This window comes from Streptomyces coeruleorubidus, assembly GCF_028885415.1.
Classification (GTDB): Bacteria; Actinomycetota; Actinomycetes; order Streptomycetales; family Streptomycetaceae; genus Streptomyces; species Streptomyces coeruleorubidus_A.
Genome location: NZ_CP118527.1, coordinates 1,624,201 through 1,645,654, shown reverse-complemented (window position 1 = coordinate 1,645,654; position 21,454 = coordinate 1,624,201). Strand labels below are relative to the sequence as shown.

The 21,454-nt window shown below is 70.4% G+C and carries 20 protein-coding genes and 1 pseudogene; 10 read left to right on the top strand and 11 right to left on the bottom strand.

What is annotated here, in order from left to right; translation table 11 throughout:
• Nucleotides 1-40: 40 nt before the first annotated feature.
• From PV963_RS07725 to PV963_RS07705, 5 genes are all read right to left on the bottom strand, one after another.
• Nucleotides 41-460: a TOBE domain-containing protein gene (locus tag PV963_RS07725; RefSeq protein ID WP_274814900.1), complete on the bottom strand. Its 420-nt coding sequence runs from the start codon at nucleotides 458-460 to the stop codon at nucleotides 41-43.
• Nucleotides 461-486: 26 nt separating this feature from the next.
• Nucleotides 487-1,572 carry an ABC transporter ATP-binding protein gene (locus PV963_RS07720; RefSeq protein WP_274814899.1) on the bottom strand — a complete coding sequence of 362 codons (1,086 nt, stop codon included), beginning with the start codon at nucleotides 1,570-1,572 and terminating at the stop codon, nucleotides 487-489.
• A 40-nt stretch (nucleotides 1,573-1,612) separates the two neighbouring features.
• Nucleotides 1,613-2,443: an ABC transporter permease gene (locus tag PV963_RS07715; protein ID WP_425540880.1), complete on the bottom strand. Its 831-nt coding sequence runs from the start codon at nucleotides 2,441-2,443 to the stop codon at nucleotides 1,613-1,615.
• Nucleotides 2,440-3,243 carry a molybdate ABC transporter substrate-binding protein gene (modA, locus tag PV963_RS07710; RefSeq protein ID WP_274814897.1) on the bottom strand — a complete coding sequence of 268 codons (804 nt, stop codon included), beginning with the start codon at nucleotides 3,241-3,243 and terminating at the stop codon, nucleotides 2,440-2,442. Before modA ends, PV963_RS07715 begins: the two co-directional genes overlap by 4 nt.
• Nucleotides 3,244-3,399: 156 nt before the next feature.
• Nucleotides 3,400-3,795: a TOBE domain-containing protein gene (locus PV963_RS07705; protein WP_274814896.1), complete on the bottom strand. Its 396-nt coding sequence runs from the start codon at nucleotides 3,793-3,795 to the stop codon at nucleotides 3,400-3,402.
• Nucleotides 3,796-3,960: 165 nt separating this feature from the next.
• Between PV963_RS07705 and PV963_RS07700 the strand changes: the two genes are divergently transcribed.
• Nucleotides 3,961-4,326, top strand: coding sequence for a DUF1707 SHOCT-like domain-containing protein (locus tag PV963_RS07700; protein WP_425540879.1), 366 nt, complete (start codon nucleotides 3,961-3,963; stop codon nucleotides 4,324-4,326).
• 95 nt (nucleotides 4,327-4,421) lie between these two features.
• Here PV963_RS07700 and PV963_RS07695 read toward each other — a convergent pair whose 3' ends face one another.
• Nucleotides 4,422-6,401, bottom strand: a complete 1,980-nt coding sequence (locus PV963_RS07695; protein WP_274814895.1) for an amino acid transporter — start codon at nucleotides 6,399-6,401, stop codon at nucleotides 4,422-4,424.
• A 433-nt stretch (nucleotides 6,402-6,834) separates the two neighbouring features.
• On the opposite strand from PV963_RS07695, the pseudogene PV963_RS07690 reads away from it, so the two are divergent.
• The 6 genes and pseudogenes from PV963_RS07690 to PV963_RS07665 form a co-directional block, all read left to right on the top strand.
• Nucleotides 6,835-7,323: pseudogene (locus tag PV963_RS07690) on the top strand (glycoside hydrolase family 43 protein); the annotation flags it as partial.
• Between the two features lie 213 nt (nucleotides 7,324-7,536).
• Nucleotides 7,537-8,829 carry an extracellular solute-binding protein gene (locus PV963_RS07685; protein ID WP_274814894.1) on the top strand — a complete coding sequence of 431 codons (1,293 nt, stop codon included), beginning with the start codon at nucleotides 7,537-7,539 and terminating at the stop codon, nucleotides 8,827-8,829.
• Nucleotides 8,830-8,835: 6 nt separating this feature from the next.
• Nucleotides 8,836-9,834 (top strand): carbohydrate ABC transporter permease, encoded by a 999-nt coding sequence (locus PV963_RS07680; protein ID WP_274814893.1) that lies wholly within the window; start codon nucleotides 8,836-8,838, stop codon nucleotides 9,832-9,834.
• A gap of 71 nt (nucleotides 9,835-9,905) precedes the next feature.
• A complete protein-coding gene (locus tag PV963_RS07675; RefSeq protein WP_236711646.1) occupies nucleotides 9,906-10,670 on the top strand; it encodes a carbohydrate ABC transporter permease in 765 nt (254 codons plus the stop codon).
• Nucleotides 10,671-10,762: 92 nt separating this feature from the next.
• Nucleotides 10,763-11,827, top strand: a complete 1,065-nt coding sequence (locus PV963_RS07670) for an endo-1,4-beta-xylanase (protein ID WP_274814891.1) — start codon at nucleotides 10,763-10,765, stop codon at nucleotides 11,825-11,827.
• A 149-nt stretch (nucleotides 11,828-11,976) separates the two neighbouring features.
• Complete coding sequence (locus PV963_RS07665; protein WP_274814890.1) at nucleotides 11,977-12,294, top strand: hypothetical protein; 318 nt, start codon at nucleotides 11,977-11,979, stop codon at nucleotides 12,292-12,294.
• A 646-nt stretch (nucleotides 12,295-12,940) separates the two neighbouring features.
• Here the strand turns inward: PV963_RS07665 and PV963_RS07660 are convergent.
• The 3 genes from PV963_RS07660 to PV963_RS07650 all read right to left on the bottom strand — a co-directional run bounded on the left by PV963_RS07660 (nucleotide 12,941) and on the right by PV963_RS07650 (nucleotide 15,414).
• Nucleotides 12,941-13,975, bottom strand: a complete 1,035-nt coding sequence (locus PV963_RS07660) for a LacI family DNA-binding transcriptional regulator (RefSeq protein ID WP_274814889.1) — start codon at nucleotides 13,973-13,975, stop codon at nucleotides 12,941-12,943.
• A 230-nt stretch (nucleotides 13,976-14,205) separates the two neighbouring features.
• Nucleotides 14,206-14,412, bottom strand: coding sequence for a DUF5999 family protein (locus tag PV963_RS07655; protein WP_059416771.1), 207 nt, complete (start codon nucleotides 14,410-14,412; stop codon nucleotides 14,206-14,208).
• Nucleotides 14,413-14,829: 417 nt separating this feature from the next.
• Nucleotides 14,830-15,414: a hypothetical protein gene (locus PV963_RS07650; protein WP_274814887.1), complete on the bottom strand. Its 585-nt coding sequence runs from the start codon at nucleotides 15,412-15,414 to the stop codon at nucleotides 14,830-14,832.
• A 552-nt stretch (nucleotides 15,415-15,966) separates the two neighbouring features.
• Between PV963_RS07650 and PV963_RS07645 the strand changes: the two genes are divergently transcribed.
• The gene (locus tag PV963_RS07645; protein ID WP_274814886.1) at nucleotides 15,967-17,484 is read left to right on the top strand and encodes a glutamate-cysteine ligase family protein; all 1,518 of its coding nucleotides are present in this window, start codon (nucleotides 15,967-15,969) and stop codon (nucleotides 17,482-17,484) included.
• A gap of 288 nt (nucleotides 17,485-17,772) precedes the next feature.
• Nucleotides 17,773-18,576 carry a CPBP family intramembrane glutamic endopeptidase gene (locus tag PV963_RS07640; RefSeq protein ID WP_274821965.1) on the top strand — a complete coding sequence of 268 codons (804 nt, stop codon included), beginning with the start codon at nucleotides 17,773-17,775 and terminating at the stop codon, nucleotides 18,574-18,576.
• 21 nt (nucleotides 18,577-18,597) lie between these two features.
• Here PV963_RS07640 and PV963_RS07635 read toward each other — a convergent pair whose 3' ends face one another.
• Complete coding sequence (locus tag PV963_RS07635) at nucleotides 18,598-19,416, bottom strand: PhzF family phenazine biosynthesis protein (RefSeq protein ID WP_274814885.1); 819 nt, start codon at nucleotides 19,414-19,416, stop codon at nucleotides 18,598-18,600.
• Between the two features lie 174 nt (nucleotides 19,417-19,590).
• On the bottom strand, nucleotides 19,591-20,802 hold the full coding sequence (locus PV963_RS07630) for an MFS transporter (protein ID WP_274814884.1): 1,212 nt from the start codon (nucleotides 20,800-20,802) through the stop codon (nucleotides 19,591-19,593).
• Between the two features lie 87 nt (nucleotides 20,803-20,889).
• Here PV963_RS07630 and PV963_RS07625 point away from each other — a divergent pair, with 87 nt between their 5' ends.
• Entirely contained in the window at nucleotides 20,890-21,315 is a 426-nt protein-coding gene (locus tag PV963_RS07625) for a winged helix-turn-helix transcriptional regulator (RefSeq protein ID WP_274814883.1), read from the top strand.
• Nucleotides 21,316-21,454 lie beyond the last annotated feature (139 nt).

The following is a 21,454-nucleotide window of genomic DNA, read 5'->3' as shown; positions in this document are numbered from 1 at the left end:
GCGTCGTAGGGAGGGGCTCCGCGGTGCGGGGTCCCTCCCGTCATTCCGCGGCGAGGGACACCTCGGTCGACTTGATCAGGGCGACGACGGGCGTACCGGCCGACAGGGCGAGGCCGTCCGCGGCGTCCCTGGTGATCGCGGCGGTCAGTTCGCCGCCCTCGACGGTGACGCGGACGGACGCCATCGCGTCGCCGGTCGCGATGGCCGTGACCGTGCCGGGGAGCCGGTTGCGGATGGACAGGCCCTCGACGGGGGCGGTTGCCAGCGAGACCTCCGTCGACTTCACCAGGGCGCGGACGGCGGTGCCCGGCGTGAGGCCGAGGTCGTCCGCCGCCTCGCGGGTGATCGCCGCGGTGAGGGCCTGGCCGCCGGTGAGGCGGACCCTGACCGTCGCCATGGCCTCGCCCGGCGTGACGGCGGTGACGGTGCCGGGGAGCTGGTTGCGGATGCTCAGGCTCATGGGGGCACGGTAGCCCGACACGCTCGCTATGCCGGGTATGCGTGCGTTTGCGTTGCCTTGACCGCCGCCCAGACCGGGGCGCCGGGATGCAGGTCGAGTTCGGCCGCGGCGACCGTGGTGAGGTCGGCGGTCAGGGAGAGTTCGCCGGTGAGGTCCGCGCGGATCTGGTCGCCGTGCGTCTCCAGCCCGGCGACCTCGCAGCGCCACAGGTTGCGGGCGCTGGAGCCGGTGGGGCGTTCCCGGTACAGCGTCACGGCGCCGGGCGGGAACGCCACGAAGGCCGGACCGGAGAGCTCTTCCGTGGTCGTGATGGCCGGGCCCGCCTCGAGCCGGACGGTGTGGCCCTCGGCCCGTCCCCGGTAGAGGTTGAGGCCGACGAGCCGGGCGATGTAGTCCGTGCGGGGGTGGCGGGCGATGTGGGAAGGCGTGCCCTCCTGGACGACGTGGCCGTGCTCGACGACGACCAGGCGGTCGGCCAGCACCATGGCGTCCAGCGGGTCGTGCGTGACGAGGACGGCCACGGCCTCGAACTCGGCGAGGTGGCGCCGTAGCTGGGCGCGCACTTCCAGACGGGTGCGGGCGTCGAGCGCGGCGAGGGGTTCGTCCAGGAGCAGCAGCCGGGGCCGGGTGGCCAGGGCCCTGGCCAGGGCCACGCGCTGGGCCTGGCCGCCGGAGAGACGGCGGGGCTTGGCGTCGGCGTGGTCGGCCAGGCCCATACGGTCCAGCCACTCGGCGGCCTGGGCGCGGGCCTCGGCCTTGCCGGCGCCCCGGCAGCGCGGCCCGAAGGCGACGTTGTCCAGGGCGGTCAGATGCGGGAAGAGCAGGTAGTCCTGGAAGACGACGCCGACCGGGCGGGACTCGGGCGGCATGGCGTCCAGCCGGGTGCCGTCCAGCCGTAGACGACCCGACGTGAGGGGGGTGAGCCCGGCCAGTGCGCGCAGGGCCGTGGTCTTGCCGGCGCCGTTGGGGCCGAGCAGGGCGACGACGTCCCCGGGGGCGACGGTGAGTGTGACGTCCAGGCGGAAGGTGCCGCGGTCGACGACGAGGTGGGCGTCCAGGCCTTCGGGGCGGAGGCCGGGGGGCGCTCCGTCGAGGTCGGTCGTCTCGGTCATGAGAGCCACGTCCAGGGTGTCAGGGAGCCGGTCCGGGACATCACGACGCCGTCATCCAGCGGTCGCGCAGAGCCGCCAGGACCGCGATGGACACCGCCAGCAGTACCAGGCTGAGCGCGATCGCCGCTGCCGGGTCGTTCTGAAGGGCCAGATAGACCGCGAGCGGCATGGTCTGGGTGCGGCCCGGGAAGTTGCCCGCGAAGGTGATCGTCGCGCCGAACTCGCCGAGGGCCCGGGCCCAGGCCAGTACGGCACCGGCCGCGATGCCCGGCGCGATCAGCGGCAGGGTGACCCGGCGGAACGCGGTGAAGCGGGAGGCGCCCAGAGTGGTGGCCGCCTCCTCGTAGCGCGGGTCGGCGGCCCGCAGGGTGCCCTCCACGCTGATGACGAGGAACGGCATCGCCACGAACGTCTCGGCGAGGACGACACCCGTCGTGGTGAAGGGCAGGGTGATCCCGAACCAGGAGTCGAGCCACTGCCCGACGACGCCGCCCCGCCCGAAGGCGAGCAGCAGGGCCACACCGCCCACCACCGGCGGCAGCACCAACGGCAGCGTCACCAGGGCCCGTACGAAGCCCCGGCCGGGAAACCGCGTGCGGGCCAGCAGCCAGGCCAGGGGCACGCCGACGACCAGGCTCACAGCCGTCGCCGCCGTGGCGCACAGGAGCGACAGCCGGAGTGCCTCCCACACCTCGGCGCTCGTCAGCTGCTCCGGGAGGCTGCGCCAGGGCGCCCGTACGAGCAGGGCGATCAGGGGCAGGCTCAAGAACGCCAGGCCGACCAGGGCGGGCACCAGCAGGGGAATCGGCACCAACCGGGTCCTACCGCGGTGGCGAACGCGGCGGGGTCGGCTTCCCGGAGTGTCGGTCACGGCTTGAGGAACCCGGCCCGGGACAGCACCTTCTGGCCCTCGGCCGAGCGCACCAGTGCGACGAACGCCTTCGCCGCCTGGGGGTTGGGGGCGTTCTCGAGCAGGGCGATCGGATAGTCGTTGAGGGCCTCGGCCGACTCGGGGAAGTCCACGCCCTCCACCTTGTCACCCGCCGCCCGCACGTCGGTCCTGTAGACGAGGGCGGCGTCGGCCTCCTTCAGCTCGACCTTCGTCAGGGCGCTCTTGACGTCCTGTTCGTACGAGACGGGCGTGAGCTTCAGGCCGCCGGCGTCCAGCGCCTTCCGGGCGGCGGCACCGCACGGCACGGTCCTGTCGCACAGGACGACCTTCAGGCCGGGCTTGGTGAGGTCCTTCAGGGAGGAGATCCGGTCGGGGTTGCCCGGCGGTGTGGCGATCTCCAGCTGGTTGCGGACGAAGGTGGCCGGCCTGCCCGCCGCGTCCTGCTTGTCCGTCACGATCGCCATGGTCTTGGTGCTGGCCGCGGCGAAGACATCGGCCGGGGCGCCGCCGGTGATGCTGGCGGCGAGGGTGTCGCTGCCGCCGAAGTTGAAGGTGACCTTCGTGCCCGGGTGCTCCTTCTCGAACTGCTTGCCCAGGGTCTTGAAGCTCTCCTCGAGGGAGGCGGCGGCGAAGACGGTGACCGTGCCGGAGGGTTTCGCCGACGAGGAGCCCTTGTCCGAGCCGGTGGCGGAGGAGCAGGCGCTCAGAGTCAGCAGCGCGGCCGCGGACGCACCGGCGATCTGGAGGATCCGGCGGGTCCGGTGCGCGGAACGGGGCATCTCGGGGCCACTCCCTCTGTGTGCGGGTGGAAGAGCCCGCGGGGCTCCTCCGATACGCCGATCATACTGACGCATGTGCGAGGTGGAAGTCTGCTGTGGCATCGCATGAGCCAGGGCAAGCGGATCATTGGGTGTGCATGTGCGTTCCTACGTGAGTCAGGCCCGGTCGATATGCACGTTCGTCGACTTCACACGGGCCGTCGCCTCCATGCCGACCTCCAGGCCCAGTTCCTCGACGGCCTCGCGGGTGAGCAGGGAGACCAGGCGGTGCGGGCCGGCCTGGATCTCCACCTGGGCGGCGACGTCACCGAGCTTGATCGCGGTGACGATGCCGGGGAAGGCGTTGCGGGCCGAGGTGTACGGGGTGTCCTCCTCGGTGGTGCCCGACCTGGCGAGTTCGACCGAGAACGCGGCCAGGTCCCGTCCGTCGACGAGCCGCCGCCCGGCCTCGTCGCGGTGGGTGGTGATGCGGCCCGCGTCCGCCCAGCGCCGGGCGGTGTCCGGGCTCACGCCGAGCAGCCGTGCTGCCTGGCCGATCGTGTAGGACTGCATGCCGGTCACGATAGGGGCGCAGGAGGGGAACGGCGGATGCGGGGTTGGCCGTTGGGTATAACGCGATATGGCGTTAGTCGTCGAGTGGGTGGGCCGGGTGCCGTGCCCGGGGGCGGGGAGATGTGATGGCGGGGGACCCTCTCGCGTACCGGCGGATCGCCCGAGGTGAGGGCCTCGCACGCGGACCGGGACGGGGTCGTGGACGTGCTGCGCGTTGCCGCGGGCGACGGCGGGCTGACCTTGGAGGAGCTCGAGGAGCGGCTGGAGGCCGCGCTGTCCGCCCGTAGGGTGGGCGAGCTCGCCGTGCTGACCGCCGATCTGCCCGAGGTGGTGGGCGAGGCGCCTGTCGAGGCCCAGGACGTCGTACGGATCGAGCAGGAGGGGTTCTCGACCCGCCGGGGTGACGGTTGGGTGGTGCCGCGGCGGCTGGAGATCCGCTCGGCCTGGGGCGAGGTTAGGCTCGACTTCACCGACGCGGTGATCACCGGGACACGCTGCACATCGACCTCGACATGCGGGCCGGCGCCCTGAAACTGCTGACCCGGCCGAGGGTGGTGGTGGACACCGGCGCGCTGGTGACGAACTACTCCGAGATCGCTTCGGCCGGCGCAGACCGACGGCCTGGCTCAGCCCACGTGCACCTTCGGCCGCTGTTTCCGGTCCGGTTCCGCCTCGCGCAGGACCTCGCGGGTCACCGGGGCGACCTCGCCCTGGCCGAAGAGGAAGAACCGCAGGAGGTTGGCGAAGGGCCCGCCTTCGGTCCACTCGAAGTAGATGTGCGGGGTGCGGCCGGTCATGTCGCGGGCATACAGCAGGAGGGCGGCCAGGGCGTTGGGGACGGAGGAGGACTCCAGGGTCAGGACGCGGTAGCGGCCGTGGAGCACCTCGCCGCGTACGGTCAGCCCCGCCTCGAACTCGGACGGGTCGGTGACCGTCACCTCGACGAAGACGAAGTCCTCTTGTCCGGGCACGTCGTTGTCGTGCCGTATCTGCTCGATCTTGTCGCGGTACTCCGCGACGTCGCGCCGGTCGGGCTCGTTGGCGATGAACCGCATCCGGCGGCTGGCCATGTCCCGGACGAAGCGTTCCGCCATGGGGTCCAGCGTCACGCTGGTCACGCGGAGCTCGAACGACCGGGCCAGCCGCGACAGCAGGGAGACCAGGATGATGCCGGCGATGAAGCAGGCGCCGATCTTCACGCCGTCCGGGCGCTCGATGACGTTCGCGACGGTCGTGTAGAGGAACACCGCGGAGATGACCGCGAAGGCGACGGTCCAGTTCCGCTGCCGGGCCTTGCGCGCGGCGATGGTCACCGCGATCGCGGCGGAGCTGATGAGGACCAGCACACCGGTGGCGTAGGCGCCGCCCTGCGCGTTGACGTCGGCGTCGAAGATCCAGGTGACCAGGAAGGCGATCAGGATGAAGACGATGACCATGGGGCGGACGGCCCTGGCCCAGTGCGGGGCCATGCCGTAGCGGGGCAGATAGCGCGGCATCAGATTGAGCAGGCCGGCCATCGCGGAGGCGCCGGCGAACCACAGGATGGCGATCGTCGAGATGTCGTAGACGGTGCCGAAGGTGTTGCCCAGGTACTCGTGTGCCAGATAAGCCAGCGCGCGCCCGTTGGCCTGGCCGCCCGCCTCGAACTCCTTCTCGGGGATGAGGAGGGTGGTGATGAAGCTGGTGGTGATCAGAAAGCCGCTCATGATGAGGGCGGCCGTGGTGAGCAGCTTCTTGGTGTCGCGGATGCGGCCGGCCGGCCGTTCCTCCGTGTCGTCCGGGTCGCCCTTGACGTGCGGCATCACGGCCACGCCGGTCTCGAACCCGGAGAGGCCGAGCGCCAGCTTGGGGAAGACGAGCAGGGCCAGACCGATCATGACGAAGACATTGCCGTGCTGGGTGGTGAGCGCACTGGACCAGTCGGTGATCACATGGCCCGCGGTGACCACGTGGTAGAGGCCGACGGCCACCACGACCGCGTTGAGCGCGAGGTAGGCGCCCACCAGGGCGACCGCGACGCCGATCGCTTCCAGGAAGCCCTTGAGGAACACCGCGCCGAGCAGCGCCACGAGGACGAGCGTGATCAGCATCTGCTTGTCGTGCAGGGCGCCGGCCAGATGCGGGTTCTCCACGAGGTGGGTGGAGGCGTCGGCGGCCGACAGGGTGATGGTGATCAGGAAGTCGGTGGCGGCGAAGCCCAGCAGGGTCAGCACGAACAGCTTGCCCTGCCAGAAGGAGAGCAGCCGCTCCAGCATCGCGATCGAGCCCTCGCCGTGCGGGCTCTCCTCGGCCACCCGGCGGTAGACCGGCAGGGCGCCCGCCAGGGTGACGATCACCAGCACGATCGTCGCGACCGGCGAGAGCAGCCCGGCGGCGAGAGCCGCGATGCCCGGCTGGTAGCCGAGCGTGGAGAAGTAGTCGACGCCGGTCAGGCACATCACCCGCCACCAGGACCGGCCCTTGTGCGGGGGCTCCGGTTCGGCGTGGGGCCCGGTGTGGCCGCCGCCCCTGCCCATGTCGGACAGGCCCTCCAGCATCCAGGCGCGCAGGCGACCGGGTGGAGCGGGCTCCGTAGGGCTCGGTGGCAGGTGCTCAGTGGTGGCCATCGACGTGCTCCCGATGTGCGGTTCAGCGTGGTTTCCGGCCATCACTGGACGGCCCGCTCAGCGTAAGCGGAGCGTGATGCGGTGGCCTGTGGATGAGGTCACTGAGCGCGTCAAGCTTCCGTTAAGACTGGTCGAGTGGGCGGTGGCACGGAGGGGTTGTGCGTCAAAGCGGGAGCTGAGAGCCGGAAGGGGGGCAGTCGAGTCGCGCATCCCCTGTGCGGGGAGTCGGTCTTATGTCGGCCAAGAGTTGAACACCGTGCGTGATCGCGACTGCGTGGGCAGCCGGGCATCGGCCTTCTAGTCGCCGGAGTCGGTGAGACCTACAGTGCCCCTTCGTAACGTTCGCCAGATGATCCGAATGTTTCGCAAATGGTGGACGACGTGCCGGCCTGCCCGGGATCGACCCCGACCTCGCTTGGGGTCGAGGACGCCGCTGCTCGGCACGCGCCCCCGGGGCTGGTTCCCGCGGTTCCACGTCCTCGGCAGGGAGACGTTCCTGACCTCCGTGGAGTGGGTGGGCGGCTGGTCCTGGTCGCCGACCGACCGGTCCGGCCGGCTCGCGCCGACCGCGACGGGTGGCAGCCTGGACAGGCCGGGCCGCACCTTCGTCGGGCGGCGCCGGCAGCACCCGGACTGCCGCGCCCGGCGACCCGTGCCGCCGGGGCCGGTCGCCCTGGCCGTCGAGATCGCACGGAGCCCGTCGTACCGCCCACCGTCACCACCGTGGGTCAGGAGGCACCCGGCATCCGGGCCGGCGGACCCGAAACGCTCGCTCGGCGACGGCGACCCGCTCGCCGAACTCGACGGCCGATACCTGTCCGCGAAGGTTGCCCGAGGCTTCACCGGACGGGTGATCGGCATGTATGTCACCGAAGGCAGCGCGGCCTTCGGTTGGTTGGAGTACGTCCCCGCCTCCGCCTGACCGCTCCTTCCGGAAGGGGGCGGAAACCCACGGCTCGGCCGAGCGTCCCTCAAGGCCCGTGCGTCGACGGCAGATTCACCGCGCACAAGGGGTTGCCACCGTTTGGCGCCTGTCTCTAGGGTGCGGCAACAACGAAGCTTTCTGGATCTCTTTCGAAACTTTCGATCCAGTGGACGGACGCGGAAGCGCCGTCCCGTACCCAAGGAGCGCATGATGGGCGACCCGGCACTGTCCCGCCGCGGCTTCCTGGCGGCCTCCGCCGCGGCCGGTCTGGGGATGACGGCACTGACCGCATGCGGCGGGGACTCGGACGGAGGGTCGTCGGGGACGACCACGATCGAATGGTGGAACATCTCCACCACCGAACCGGCCAAGGGCGTCTGGGCCGCCCTCGCCCGGAAGTTCGAAGCCCAGAACCCCAAGGTCAAGATAAAGATCGTCCAGATGGAGAACGACGCCTACAAGTCGAAGATGACGGCCCTGACCTCCTCCGGGAAGCTGCCCGACATCTTCCACACCTGGGGCGGCGGCGTCCTCAAGCAGCAGGTCGACGCCGGACTCGTCGAGGACCTCACGGACAGCACCAAGCCGTGGGGCGACGCCTTGCTCCCGGTTGCCAGGGAGCCGTATCTGATCGACGACAGGGTCTACGGCATCCCGTTCGACATCGGCATGATCGGCTTCTGGTACAACAAGGCGCTCTTCGACCAGGCCGGCATCTCCGAGCCACCGACCACCTGGAGCGGCTTCCTCGACGCCGTGCGCAAGCTGAAGGCCGAGTCCATCACCCCCCTCGCCCTGGCCGGCAAGGAGAAGTGGCCCGGTATGTACTACTGGGCCTACCTGGCGATGCGCACCGCCGGCGCCGAGGCGCTGCAGAAGGCCTACGACGACAAGGACTTCACCGGCGCCCCCTTCGTCGAGGCAGGGCAGCACCTTCAGGAGCTCGTCGACCTCCAGCCGTTCCAGAAGGGCTTCCTCGGGGCCGCTTACTCCACCCCCACCGGACAGGCAGCCGCCGTCGGCAACGGCAAGGCGGCGATGGAACTCATGGGCCAGTGGGCGCCCGTGGTGCAGGCCGACTCGGGCAAGGGCCTGGGCAAGGACCTCGGGTTCTTCCCGTTCCCCGCGGTCGAGGGCGGCAAGGGCGCCATCACCGAGGTGTTCGGCGGAGGCGGCGGGCACGCCCTGCGCCGGGGCGCCCCGCAGGCGGCCGTCGACTTCCTGAAGTTCTTCGCGTCCGAGGCCACCGACCTGGAACTGGTCAAGAAGACCGGCGTCCTGCCCGTGGTCCCGGCGGCCGAGAGCGCCATCGTCGACCCCAACATCAAGGCCGTACAGGAACAGTTGAAGAAGGCCACCGGCTTCCAGCTCTACCTCGACCAGGCGTACGCGCCCGCCGTCGGCCAGGAGGTCAACGACAGCGTCGCCGCGCTCATCGCCGGGTCCCGGTCGCCCGAGCAGGTCGCCCAGTCGGTCACGAAGACCGCGAAGGAAGAGCAGTAACCGGCGATGACCTCCACGTTCCTGCCGGACAAACGGACCGGCCGCGACGCCGGCCCACCACCCCCGGCCACGGACCGGGCCCGGAGCCGGGCCCGGCGACGGGCGCTGAACTGGCTGACCGCGGCCGGCTTCCAGCTGCCCGCCCTGGTGCTGTTCATGGGGCTCGTACTGCTGCCGATGCTGTTCGCCCTGTACGCCGCTTTCTTCCGCTGGGGCGGCTTCGGCATGCCCTCCGACTACATCGGCGGCGAGAACTTCACCCGGCTCTTCCAGGACGACGTCTTCCTGGGCGACCTGTGGCGCTGTCTGGTGCTGGTGGTGCTGTCTCTCGTCATCCAACTGCCGTTCGCGCTCGCCATGGCCGTCCTGCTCAACCAGCGGATGCGCGGCCGGGCGGTGTACCGGATGCTGTTCTTCGCCCCGTACGTCCTGTCCGAGGCCATCACCGGAATCCTGTTCGGCATGATCTTCGCCCCGGACGACGGCTTCGCCGACCAGGTCCTCGGCAAGGTCGGACTGGACGGGCTGGGCGGGGAGTGGTTCGCCGATCCGTCCACCGTCATGGCGACCCTGTTCCTCGTCATGACCTGGAAGTACTTCGGCTTCCACATGATGCTGTACCTGGCCGGGCTCCAGGCCGTCCCCAGGGAGCTGACCGAGGCGGCGCTCATCGACGGGGCCGGCCCCTGGCAGCGCTTCCGTAACGTGACGCTGCCGCTGCTCGCGCCCACCCTGCGCATCAGCGTGTTCCTGTCGGTCATCGGGGCGATCCAGCTCTTCGACCTGGTGTGGGTGACCACCGCGGGCGGACCGGACCACCACTCCGAGACCATGGCCGTGACCATGTTCCAGTACGGCTTCAAGCGCTACCAGGTCGGCTACGCCAGCGCGATCAGCGTGGTCATGTTCGCCATCAGCCTCGTCTTCGCCCTCGCCTACCAGCGGTTCGTGCTCCGGCGCGATCTGGAAGGGGCCACCACGACCATGCGGGGTGACGCAAAGTGACAGCCAGTCAGAAGGCTCGGAGGGGCAGGAACCTCCCGCTGCACCTCGTGCTGATCGTCGTCGGCGCGGTCATGGCCGTCCCTCTGCTCTACGCCGCGCTGTCCGGCTTCAAGTCCACCGACGAACTCTCCCGCAACCCGGTCGGCCTGCCCGAGTCGTGGGTGACCTCCAACTACACCCAGATCCTCGGCTCGGGGGACTTCTGGCGGCTGATCGGCAACAGCACGCTGATCGCGGTGGGCACGACCGTCCTGGTCGTCGCGGTCTCCGCGTTGTCGGCCTTCTCCTTCGCGCGGTTCGCCTTCCGCGGCCGGGAGGTGCTGTTCACGCTGTTCACGATGGGGCTGATGTTCCCGTTCGCGGTGGCGGCCCTGCCGCTGTTCCTGCTGCTGCGCTCCCTGGGCCTGCTGGACAACCCGCTCGGCGTGATCCTCCCGCAGGCGGCCTTCGGGCTGCCGATGACCATCATCATCCTGCGCGGCTTCTTCCGGCAGATCCCCGGCGAGCTGGAGGAGGCGGCCACGCTCGACGGATGCAGTTCGTTCGGCTTCTTCTGGCGGGTCCTGCTGCCCATGGCGCGGCCCGCGCTCGGCACCGTCTCCGTGCTGGCCGTCGTCACCAGCTGGAACAACTTCTTCCTGCCGCTGCTGGTGTTCACCGACGCGCAGTGGTGGACGCTGCCGATCGGCGTCCAGCAGTTCCAGGGGCAGTACTCCGCGCAGTACGCCAAGGTCTTCGCCTATCTGGTGCTGGCCATGGTCCCCGCCCTCGCCTTCTACTCGGTCGCCGAGCGTCAGCTCGTCGGCGGCCTCACCGCGGGTGCCACGAAGGGCTGACGCGCGCCCGCGGACGTACGGCTCACCCTCCCCCAAGCTCTCGGCTCCACTCGAGCAGGGGGACCCCCATCCCGATCGTGAGGAGTCGCACCATGCGCAAGACCGCCACACGGCTCAGACTCGCCGGGGCGCTCGCCGCCGCGCTGATGCTCGGAGGTATCGCCACCGGGCCGACGGCACAGGCGGACGAGCGGCACGGCAAGGAACGCACCCTCGCCGACCTCGCCCAGCGGCACGGCCGATACTTCGGCAGCGCCACCGACAACCCCGAGCTCGTCGACGAACCGTACAAGGCCCTCCTCGGCAGCGAGTTCGACCAGATCACCCCCGGCAACGGCATGAAGTGGTACGCGACCGAGCCCCAGCAGGGCGTGTTCGACTTCTCCCAGGGCGACGAGATCGTGAACCTCGCCCGCGCCAACCGGCAGAAGGTGCGCGGCCACACCCTGGTCTGGCACAGCCAGCTGCCCGAGTGGCTCACGGGGCGGGAGTGGACGGCCCCGGAGCTCAGGGCCGTGCTGAAGAAGCACATCCAGGCCGAGGTACGGCACTACCGGGGCAAGGTGTTCGCCTGGGACGTCGTCAACGAGGCGTTCAACGAGGACGGTACGTACCGCGAGTCGGTCTTCTACAAGACGCTCGGCCCCGGTTACATCGCCGACGCGCTGCGCTGGGCGCACCAGGCCGATCCGCGCGTCAGGCTGTACCTCAACGACTACAACATCGAGGGGATCGGCCCGAAGAGCGACGCGTACTACAAGCTGGCCAAGGAACTGAAGGCCAAGGGGGTCCCGCTGCACGGCATCGGCCTCCAGGCCCATCTGGCCCTCCAGTACGGGTATCCGACGACCCTGGAGGACAACCTCCGCCGCTTCTCCCGGCTCGGCCTCGACACCGCGCTCACCGAGGTCGACATCCGGATGCAGCTGCCCGCGACCGAGGAGAAGCTGGCCCAGCAGGCCGAGTGGTACCGGGACCTGACCGAGGCGTGCCTGGCGGTGCGCCGTTGCGTCGGCATCACCCTCTGGGATTACACGGACAAGTACTCGTGGATCCCGGCGTTCTTCCCGGGCGAGGGCGCGGCCCTGCCGTGGGACGAGCAACTGCGGCGGAAGCCGGCGTACTTCGCGATTCGTGAGGCGCTCGGGGGGAGGTAGGGGGACGTAGGGGGTGGATGCGCCCCGCCCCGCCCCGCCTCGGTGTAGGGGATGCTGTTGGCGAATTCAGCCGTATCTGGCGGTGAGACCCGCGCTCACCGCCAGGTCGGGCTGATGCTCGCGCGGCGGGGCTGCGAGGATGCGTTGGTTTGGGCGTCGGGGGCTTCGTCGACGTCCTGCTGTTGCCTGAGCAGGTGGAACGCTGGCCCGCCGAAGGCACGGTCACTGATTTCGAGGTCTGGTGGGTGGACAGCCGTCAGCAGGTCCGGCTGAAGCCGTCCGATCTTGAGTACCTGCGGACGGACTTCGCGGACTTCACTGCGCGTGTCAGGCCCAGTTGGCCGTCCGACATCGGCCAGCCTGTTCGCGTCGGCGGGCCTGTCACTCCGGAGGAGCTTGCCCCGCTGCTCGACTCGGACAGAAGCGCCGCGAAATGTGAAACGCGGGTGCGGGCACGGGGTGTTTGAGTGAGGTGGGCGTTGATACGGGCGAGGTTGATCGCAGCGCCTGTGAGCTGATGGAGGCTGGCCGCACCCGCGGCGATCAATGAGAGTCAGTGCGTTCGACGCTGCACGTAACGTCTCCGAGACCGTCTCCAGCCGGCGCGGCTCTCGCCGCAGACAGCACATGGGTGGAGTCCGTCCGCGTCTTCCCACCACCGGCGAGCAGGCCCTTGTGGCCGCGGCCAGGATGCCATCCAGCACTCGCCGTCCGGCGTCTGCCTCGATGAGACGGTCCCGGAACTCCGACAGCACTGAGAGGTCGAAGCCAAGGGAAAGCGGCCTTCGCCACCCGTGCCGTCTCTTCCGGGACCTCCAACAGCATCCCCTGGCGGGGGCCGTGCGGCGGCAGGCTGCGCGGCCGGCTCGGGCGACGCGAGGCGGGAAGGCCGGGGCTGCGCTTGGCCGACCAGTGGGGGAGGGCGACGCGCAGTGCCGCGGGAGGGAGGCCGGGCGCCGCGAGAAGCCGGACGCCGTGGGGGGCGTCGGGTCGGCAGAGTTGCCCGCGGCCCCGGCTGCGGCGTGCGGGGTGGCTTCGGCCCGCCGTGCTTCGCGGGCTGGGTGGCTCCGTCCCGCCGTGCGGTGCCGGCTTGCGCCCCGTCGGGTGAGTTCGTCAGGTCCGCCCCGTCGGAGGCGCCGTGCTTGCTCGTACCACCAGGTCCGTGCCCAGTTCCACCCGAGGTGAGTCGGGCTGTTGGTCGCGGGTGAGCTGGAGGACCGTGCGGACGGCCAGTTTGCCCATGTCGGCCAGGGGCTGGCGGACGGTGGTCAGGGGCGGGGCCGACCAGCGGACTTCCGGAAGGTCGTCGAAGCCGACCACGCTCATGTCCTGCGGCACCCGCAGCCCGCGTCGGCGCAGTGCCTCGATCGCGCCGAGTGCCATCTGGTCACTGGCCGCGAACACGGCGGTCGGCGGCTCGGGCAGGGAGAGCAGGGTGTCGCAGGCGGTGAAGCCGGACTCGGGGCGGAAGTCGCCGGGAACGACGAGGGACTCGTCCAGCGCGATCCCGGCGCCCTCCAGAGCCGCGCGGTAGCCGTCCAGCCGGGCCCGGGAGCACAGCAGCCGCGGCGGCCCGGCGATCAGGCCGATCCGGCGGTGGCCGAGGGACAGCAGGTGCTCGGTGGCCGCCATGCCGCCCGACCAGTTGGCGGCACCGATGGTGGGCGCCTCCAGGGCGGGCGAGCCCGCCGGGTCGACGACGACCAGCGGCACGCCGAGAATGCGCAGTTCCTCGTGGAGCGTCGGCTCCAGGGCCGAGGTGACGAGGATGACGCCGTCGGAGGCTCGGGCCCGGAGGTTGCGCATCCACTCGCGGGCGTCGCCCGAACGCCCGTGGATGGCCGACACCACCGTGCCGACCCCGGCCGCGTGCGCGACCTCCTCGACCCCGCGGATGATCTCCACGGCCCAGGGGCTGTCGAGATTGTTGAAGACCAGGTCGAGCAGGGCGGCACGGGTGCCCGGGGCCGCGGGGCGCTTGCGGTAGCCGTACCGGCGCAGCAGGTCCTCGACGCGGGCCCGGGTCTGCGGCGACACGTCGGACCGGCCGTTGACGACCCGGGACACGGTCGGTACGGACACGCCGGCCTGCCGGGCGATCTCCGTGATCGTGACCTTGCCCCCGGCCTCGGCCTCACGTGCTGCCACTTGCCCCACCTCCGTCGACGGGTGACCCCGAAACTTCCAGGAGTCTTCCGGAAGACCGGCATCCGTGGGAAGGCGTACGAGTCATGAACGGGACGGCGCGGGAGGCGACGGAAAGTGACGGGGAGTGATGGGGAGTGACGGCATCCGGACACGCGTCGGGGCCGGTTCGCAGAGTGTCCTGCGGCCGGCCCCTCATGTCTGCGGGCGGTACGTCACGCCGCCCGGCGGCCTCAGGCGGCCGTCATCACCTGGCTGGACGCCAGCGGACGGTGCGGGGCGATGACCCGGCCGTCCGGCAGGAGCTCGCCGGTGTCCTCGAAGAGCACCACGCCGTTGCACAGCAGGCTCCAACCCTGCTCCGGGTGGTGCGCCACGAGACGGGCGGATTCCCGGTCGGCGGATTCGGCTGAAGGGCACGGAGTCTGGTGCTGGCACATGGGTGGGATCTTTCGCTGTGTCGTGGTGGATGAGATCAGTGAGTCGGACGAGTCGGCTGTCGTGTCTGTTCCGCGGCTGGATGTGTCGTTCATGGCCGCCCCCCGTTGTGATAAGTCGTCGGAACCCAGTGTTGCCCTACGGGCGTCGATCCGCAGGGATTTCGCGGCACGGGTTCTCACAGGTTCATGACGCATCACCCGCGCGGACGGTTCATCCCAACTGGGCGGTCACTTCGGATGGTTCGTGGTGGCCGAATGGGGCTAGTCCGGCCGGGTAGGCGGTTCATTCCGGCTCGTGCGAGCTATTGGGTGCTCGTACGAGCGAAACTAATGGGTGCTCGTCCGAGCCGGGAAAGGGGCGACCCCGCCGCCGAGGAATTCGGCGACGGGGCGCGGAGAGCTTCGAGGCGCGGCGCTTCAGGCGGGTGAGCCGAGCAGCCGCGTGGAAGTCACCCGGTGGGTCAGCACCGGGAGCAGTTCGGCGACGCGGTGCGGGCGATGGGCCGCGATGCCGGGAGGTGCGGGGGCCAGTGGGACGAGCAGGTCGGTGGCGGCGGGGTGGCCGGCTGCGCCGTCGGCGGTGCAGTCCTCGTGCAGCCAGAGCGTCAGCATGTACAGGCTGGGCACGGACAGCAGGCGGGGCTGGTACGGCTGCGGCATCGTCTCGGCCTGACGCAGGGCGCGCTCGGTGGAGGTGATGTACGGGCCCTCGAAGAAGCGCGAGAAGGCCCAGCCGTCGGGCGTCAGCATGGTCTCGGCCGCGGCCACCGCACGGTCGCCGCAGCGGATCAGGAAGCGCCACCCGGCGAGCCGGGTGGCCGACACGCCCTCGGTCGTGACCCGGTCGAGTACGTGCACGGGTAGGGGGAGCTCGGGGGTGGCGGGTCCCTGGGCGCGAAGCAGGGAGGGAGTCCGGGCCTCGCGGACCGCCGTGGGAGAGGAGAGTGCAGTCAGGACGGCACGGAGTGCGGGCGCGGGAGCCGGGGGGACATGCAGCGGCATGGTGGGTCGCCTCTCATTCAAAGGCACGGCGGCACGAGGGCGGGGGCGGACGGCGCTGTCAGCTCACGGGGGTCAGACAGGCAGGGGCCGGGGTCTCAAGAACGAGAGGGGGGAGGGGTCCGCCGAATATCGCCTCGACGGCATGACCCATCGACCGTGGGCGCCAACCTTCTGCCTTGTTCGCGGAGTTTATACGACACGGGTTCAGACTGTGTTTCGTCTAGTCGTTTCCGGTGAGTAGAACAAGAGTACATTCGGTCGGCGATACGCGAGAATTATCCCGATTCCATGCGGGAGTGTAGGTGATGACCTCGGCGAATGCCCGCGCGGCGGTCGGCCCATTCTCGTCGGCGTTTTTCACAGGTCGCGGTTACCCGAAACCCGGATCTCTGTGTCATGCCGAGTGAATGTGCCACCGGTCATACGTGACCAGCGTAGCGCTCGGCGGACCCAGCCGGGACGTTATCGATCGCTTTCGCTGGGCATCCTCCACCTGACCGGGACCCCGGCGGCCGGATCTTCGGCCCGCATCATCCGAGGAGGGACGCTTCGATGGGGGAGAAGGTCGTGGCAGGCCGGTTCGACCTGTCCGATCGCCAGCGCTACCGCGACAAGCTCCGTCGGTGTCTGACGGGCTTGGAGCGACTCCTGGCGGAGAAGCGGTTCGATCGCCCCAAGAACCTCATGGGGCTGGAGATCGAGTTGAATCTCGCGGGCGCCGACGGCATGCCGAAAATGTTGAACGCGCAAGTCCTCGAACGTATCGCGAGCCGTGATTTCCAAACAGAACTCGCCATGTTCAATCTGGAAGTCAACATTCCCCCACATCGTCTGGGTGGCCGGGTACTCGATCGACTCGCGGAGGAACTCCGTACGTCACTGGCATATGCCGACCGGAAAGCCGGCGAGGTCGACGCGGGAATCGTGATGATCGGCATTCTGCCGACCCTCGACCGGGACGACCTGGTGTCGTCGAACCTCTCCGACGTCGACCGCTACACCCTCCTCAACGATCAGATCGTGGCCGCCCGCGGCGAGGAGTTCACCCTCGACATCGCCGGCGTGGAGCACCTCAGCTGCACCTCCAAGTCCATCGCGCCGGAGGCCGCCTGCACCTCCGTGCAACTGCACCTCCAGGTCACCCCCGCCCGCTTCGCCGACGTGTGGAACGCGGCACAGGCCGTCGCCGCCGCGCAGATCGCCGTCGGCGCCAACTCGCCCTTCCTCTTCGGCCGTGAGCTGTGGCGCGAGTCGCGGCCCCCGCTGTTCCAGCAGTCCACCGACACCCGCCCGCCCGAACTCCAGGCCCAGGGCGTCCGGCCGCGCACCTGGTTCGGAGAGCGCTGGATCACCTCGGCGCACGACCTGTTCGAGGAGAACCTGCGCTACTACCCCGCGCTGCTGCCGATCTGCGACGAGGAGGACCCGCTGGAGGTGCTCGACCAGGGCGGCGTGCCGACGCTCGCCGAGCTGGTCCTGCACAACGGCACGATCTACCGCTGGAACCGCCCGGTGTACGGCATCGCCGACGGCGTCCCCCACCTGCGCGTGGAGAACCGCGTCCTGCCCGCCGGACCCACCGTCACCGACGTCGTCGCCAACGCGGCGTTCTACTACGGCCTCGTCCGCGCTCTCGCCGAGGAGGCCCGGCCGGTGTGGACCCGGCTGCCGTTCGAGGCGGCCGCCGCCAACTTCGACGCCGCGTGCAAGGACGGCATCGACGCCCGCTTCACCTGGCCCCGGCGTGGCCGCTACGGCGGTACCACGCAGGTCGACGCGGTGAGCCTGGTCCGCGACGAACTGCTGCCGCTCGCCGAGGCCGGGCTGGACGCGTGGGGCGTGGAGCCGGCCGACCGCGATCTGTACCTGGGCGTGATCGAGGAGCGATGCCGGCGCAGGGTGAACGGGGCGAGCTGGCAGGCCGCGACCTTCCACAAGGCGCTGGACGCGGGCCACTCGCGCGAGGCCGCGCTGGCCGCCACGACGCGGCGGTATCGCGAGCTGATGCACAAGGGGGACCCGGTGCATATGTGGCCGGTGGGGTTGCCTGAGCCGGTGCCGTTGGGTTGATGGCCTCTGGGGGGACACCCGGCCGGTGGGGTTGTTGGAGCTGGTGCCGACCGGGGTGAGGCGCCGGTGGGCACACTTTGCCGCTGGCCCGCTGGCCCGCTGGCCCGCTGGCCCGCTGGCCCGCTGGCCCGCTGGCCCGCTGGCCCGCTGGAGCCGGTGCCGTTGGGCTGTCAGGGCGCAGCTGGCCCGTGCGTCAGCCGGCGCCCGTGCCGTGGGGCTGATGCGCCGCCCGGCTGACATCCTGCCGGCCTCATACTGATCCGACAGGTTGGTGAAGTGGAGGCAGGTGTGCAGGCGGAGGCGAGCCCGGTGGCCGACGATTCCATTCCCCAGCAGCGGCTCTCGCGGCGGATGCTTCGCAACGAGACGCTGCTCGTGCTGGCACTCTCGCTGGGTGCCAGCGGAGTCTCCGCCCTGATCAGCTTCATCGGCTCGGTCACCAAGCCCGGCGGGCTGAAGGACCAGGCGGCCACGATGAACGCCTCGGCCGCGCCCGGCCGTCCCTGGCTCGACCTGACCTGGCAGCTCTTCGGGATCACGACGGCGCTCGTGCCCGTCGTACTCGTCGCGCACTTCCTGCTGCGCGAGGGCGCGGGCCTGCGCACCCTCGGCTTCGACCGCACGCGGCCCTGGCCCGACCTCGGCCGCGGGGCGGCGATCGCGGCGGTCATCGGCAGCACCGGAATCGCCTTCTACCTGGCCGCCCGCGGCCTCGGCTTCAACCTCACCGTGGTGCCCGAGGCGCTGCCCGACGTGTGGTGGAAGTACCCCGTGCTGATCCTCTCGGCGATCCAGAACGCGGTTCTGGAGGAAGTGATCGTGGTCGGCTACCTGCTGCGCCGCCTCGGCCGGCTGGGCTGGACCCCGACGGCCGCGCTGGTGGGCAGCTCGGTCCTGCGCGGCTCGTACCACCTCTACCAGGGCATCGGCGGCTTCATCGGCAACATGGTCATGGGCGTGGTGTTCGTCTACCTGTACCGACGGTGGGGCCGGGTGGGCCCGCTGGTGGTGGCCCACTCGCTGCTCGACATCGGTGCCTTCGTGGGGTACGCCCTGCTGGCGGGCAAGGTCGGGTGGCTGCCGACGGCGTGAGAGACCCGGGGAGGGGTCGTCTCAGGCCAGCAGCTCGCCCTCGATGACGGTGACCGCCCTGCCGGTCAGCAAGGTGCGGTCGCCGCGCAGTTCCGTGCGGACGCGGCCGGAGCGGGGCGAGGCCTGCAGGCCGGTGAGGCGGGTGCCGCCGAGGCGCTCGGACCAGAACGGGGCGAGCGCGGTGTGGGCGCTGCCGGTCACCGGGTCCTCGTCGATGCCGACGTTCGGGAAGAAGCAGCGCGAGACGAAGTCGTAGCCTCGCTCGGGGTCTTCCGCGCGGGCCGTGGCGATCACGCCGCGCTCGGAGTGGGCGGCGAGGGCCCTGAGGTCGGGGCCGAGGCCGTGCACCGTCTTCTCGTCGGCGACCTCGACCAGCAGGTCGCCGACGTTCGGGCCGGTGTCGAGGACTGTAAGGGGCTCGGTGCCCAGGGCCTCGGCGAGGCCGGCCGGCGGGTCGACCCGGGTGAGCGGAGCCGTCGGGAAGTCCATCGTGACGGAGCCGTCTTCGGCGGGCGTGGTGATGAGGACGCCGCTGCGGGTGGCGAAGCGTACCGGGCCCTGGTGGGTGCCGGTGGTGTGCAGGACGTGGGCGGTGGCCAGGGTCGCGTGACCGCACATCGCCACCTCGGCGGCCGGCGTGAACCAGCGCAGCGCCCAGTCGGCCTCGCCGCCCTCGGGCAGGGGATGGGCGAAGGCCGTCTCGGCGTGGTTGACCTCCAGGGCGACGTTCTGGAGCCAGGTGTCGTCCGGGAAGGCGTCCGCGTCGTTCAGAAGAACGACACCGGCCGGGTTACCGGAGAAGGGGCGATCGGTGAAGGCGTCGACGATTCGAATCCGCATGCCCCGACGCTAGAGGCTCGACGAGGCGGCAGACCAAGGCCAATTCGCGAGTCCTGGCCCCGTTCACCCGAGGTCCGCCTCGCGGGCAAAGCGGCGTTGTGGTCGAGGGCAGTTGGAGCCGCCGCGGTTGGCTGAGCAACATCGACGAGCAGGTGTGTTCTGCGAGTGACACCGCTACGGCGCCGGTGAGAACAGGGATGCCGAGCTGGATTCGCACGGGAGACTCGCGCTACCCCGGGGTCGTCGTCTGTCGGTCGCCCAGACGGTCAACGCGCAGGCCGCGGATCCGGCCCCGAGAAGACTGGGGCCCGCCCACCCATAGGCGGTGAAGACGGCGGTGGTTGCGGCCGCGCCGAGGGGGGAGCCGAGTGAGTAGAAGACCATGTAGCCGCCGATGACGCTGCTGACGCGGTTTGGATGCGCGGCGGTGAGCAGGTGCTGGTTGCTCACATGCACGGACTGGACCGCGAAGTCGAGAACCACGATTCCGGCGATGAGGAGCCACAGTGACCACGGCAACTGCGCGATGGCGGCCCACGAGAGGATGAGCAGGGCGAGTGCGAGACCGGTGACCGGGGCCGCCCGCCCCGCGTCCGCCCACCGTCCCGCGCGTGCCGCGCCGAGGGCGCCGGCGAGTCCGGCGATGCCGAACAGTCCGATCTGGCTCTCGCTCAGCTGCCACGGCGTGTCCGCCAGTGGCAGGGACAGTCCGCTCCACAGGGTTCCGAACGATGCGAACGAGAAGAACGCGACGAGCCCGCGCGTCAGGAAGACGCGCTGCCCGAACAGTCCGCCGAGTGAGACGACGACCTGCCTGTACTCCGCAGGTGGGTCGGGGCGCTCCTCTGACGGCAGGGCCACGAGGACGAGGGCTGCGAGCCCGAGTGACAGCAGGGCGAGCACGGCGTAGACGCTGCGCCAGCCCCACACCTCGGCGAGCGTGCCGGTGACCACCCGCGCACCCAGGATGCCGACCACGACGCCCGAGGTCACGACACCGATGCTGCGTCCGCGCTCGCCGGGCGGCGAGACCGACGCGGCGTAGGCCACCGTGGTCTGCACCACGACCGCGAACACTCCAGTCGCCGCGAGCCCCACGAACGCCACCCATGCGGCTGACGCCGAGGCCGTCAGGATCAGGCCCGTTGCGGTGATCGCCAGGTGCACGGCGATGAGCCGGCGCCTGTCGACCAGATCGCCGAGCGGCACCAGCAGTACCAGCCCTGCCAGATAGCCGAACTGGCCGGTCGCGACGATCCACCCGGTGAGTTCCGCCGACACACCGAGGTCGCGTCCCATCGGCTCCAGAACCGGCTGCGCGGCATAAATGCTCGCCACGGCGACACCACACACCACCGCGAGCAGTAAGCGCCGCCCTGCGTTCATTGCGCCCCCATCGAAATCAGTAGCAAACTGAAACCGATTGGACCGTACGACATGATGGTTTCAATCCGCAACTCATTGAGAGGTGTCATGTCCTGGACCGACCCCGACTGCCCCGTCGCTCGCACGCTCGATCTCGTCGGCGACAGGTGGAGCCTTCTCGTCATCCGTGACGCGATGGACGGGGCGCGATCGTTCACCGAGTTCCAGCGGCGGACGGGGATCGCCCGCAACATCCTCACGGACCGCCTCCGCAAGCTCGCCGCTCACGGGCTCCTCGCTCAGCGCACCGCACCATCGGGCCGCCGTCAGGAGTACGTGCTCACCGACGCCGGCCGCGATCTCTTCCCGGTCATCGTCACCCTGCGGCAGTGGGGGGAACGCCATGCCTTCGCTCCCGGCGAGGCTCACTCCACCCTTGTCGACGAGCACGGCGTCCCTGTGCCGGAAATCGTGCCGACCAGTGTCGACGGCGCCCTCCTCGGCGTCGAGACCACCCGCGTGCAGAAGACGTGATGGGTGGCTGTCATGTCTCAACGAAGTTGGTCGCCCGCATGCCGCTGACGTGTGTGGACTCGGTTGGGTGAGACGCATGGACTGGGTTCGTCGAGACAGGCTCACGGTCTCGGGGGCGGAACGGGCTGAGCCGAGCAGC

Coding starts and splice junctions, on each gene's coding strand:
- PV963_RS07725 (WP_274814900.1), bottom strand. CDS start 460: ATGAGCCTGAGCATCCGCAACCAGCTCCCCGGCACCGTCACCGCCGTC.
- PV963_RS07720 (WP_274814899.1), bottom strand. CDS start 1,572: ATGACCGAGACGACCGACCTCGACGGAGCGCCCCCCGGCCTCCGCCCC.
- modA (WP_274814897.1), bottom strand. CDS start 3,243: ATGCCCCGTTCCGCGCACCGGACCCGCCGGATCCTCCAGATCGCCGGT.
- PV963_RS07705 (WP_274814896.1), bottom strand. CDS start 3,795: ATGCAGTCCTACACGATCGGCCAGGCAGCACGGCTGCTCGGCGTGAGC.
- PV963_RS07695 (WP_274814895.1), bottom strand. CDS start 6,401: ATGGCCACCACTGAGCACCTGCCACCGAGCCCTACGGAGCCCGCTCCA.
- PV963_RS07685 (WP_274814894.1), top strand. CDS start 7,537: ATGGGCGACCCGGCACTGTCCCGCCGCGGCTTCCTGGCGGCCTCCGCC.
- PV963_RS07680 (WP_274814893.1), top strand. CDS start 8,836: ATGACCTCCACGTTCCTGCCGGACAAACGGACCGGCCGCGACGCCGGC.
- PV963_RS07675 (WP_236711646.1), top strand. CDS start 9,906: ATGGCCGTCCCTCTGCTCTACGCCGCGCTGTCCGGCTTCAAGTCCACC.
- PV963_RS07670 (WP_274814891.1), top strand. CDS start 10,763: ATGCGCAAGACCGCCACACGGCTCAGACTCGCCGGGGCGCTCGCCGCC.
- PV963_RS07655 (WP_059416771.1), bottom strand. CDS start 14,412: ATGTGCCAGCACCAGACTCCGTGCCCTTCAGCCGAATCCGCCGACCGG.
- PV963_RS07650 (WP_274814887.1), bottom strand. CDS start 15,414: ATGCCGCTGCATGTCCCCCCGGCTCCCGCGCCCGCACTCCGTGCCGTC.
- PV963_RS07645 (WP_274814886.1), top strand. CDS start 15,967: ATGGGGGAGAAGGTCGTGGCAGGCCGGTTCGACCTGTCCGATCGCCAG.
- PV963_RS07635 (WP_274814885.1), bottom strand. CDS start 19,416: ATGCGGATTCGAATCGTCGACGCCTTCACCGATCGCCCCTTCTCCGGT.
- PV963_RS07630 (WP_274814884.1), bottom strand. CDS start 20,802: ATGAACGCAGGGCGGCGCTTACTGCTCGCGGTGGTGTGTGGTGTCGCC.
- PV963_RS07625 (WP_274814883.1), top strand. CDS start 20,890: ATGTCCTGGACCGACCCCGACTGCCCCGTCGCTCGCACGCTCGATCTC.